Annotated in this window: 1 protein-coding gene; it reads left to right on the forward strand. The window is 38.5% G+C overall.

Translation table 11 applies throughout. The annotated features are described in order from the left end of the window. Positions 1 to 602 precede the first annotated feature (602 nt). A partial coding sequence (locus tag J4G38_RS28205; protein WP_226164141.1) for a hypothetical protein occupies positions 603 to 794 on the forward strand: 192 nt, incomplete at its 3' end.

Below are 794 nucleotides of genomic sequence, written 5' to 3' on the forward strand. Positions count from 1 at the left end.
AGCCTTTTATGTTCCTAAGATAGTTTTCAAATCGTGTTAGCATTGCTTTTCCTCCATTTTCTTGATAGTTAATTGATAGCCTTTGTTCAGTAGGTCTTTACATACCCCCTGCATGGCTCTTTGATAGTCAGTAATGATAAAACATTCTGTCTGTCTCTGTTTGTTCTTGTAAGTTACTTTGTACATATTATTATCTCCTTTCTTACTGCAAAGTTACTAAAATGTATTGACATAACCAAAGAAATTAAGTTAAAAATGTATTGACATTATGTTAAAGAATGTCAATACATAGAGTATGGGAAATTATAAAGTTTGTTAAATCTTGCCCCTCGCCTTTGGCTCGGTGCGTTCCCGAATTGTTAAAGGTTCTTTCTCGAAGTGTTACAGAATGTTAACGTCTAAATGCAAACAAATGTTAAACACTTCCTCAACTCCTTAACAAATCCCACTCAGAATGCACCACTCCTTAACCCAACACCGACACCTCGCTAACTTTGCGCATCCTCAGAAAAATTTGTACCTTTGCAGACGTTGAGAAACACCCTTTTTATTGAGGGGCAGACATTCTTACACTATCTATTGTTTCACTAATATCAATCTTCATGGGAAAAGTTACTTCTCTTTACGGCAAGACAACGGGCAAAATTGGCTCAATCGTCTTTTCCACCTCTGGTGGCGAAACCATAGCACGCGAATACAATCCGCATGTTGCTAACCCTAACACTATGGCGCAAGTTAACCAGCGCGCACGTATGAAACTTATGTCACAGCTTTCAACCGCTCTTGCACCGGTT

Origin of the sequence: Hymenobacter terricola (genome assembly GCF_017921975.2) — a bacterium.
GTDB classification, from domain to species: Bacteria; Bacteroidota; Bacteroidia; order Cytophagales; family Hymenobacteraceae; genus Hymenobacter; species Hymenobacter terricola.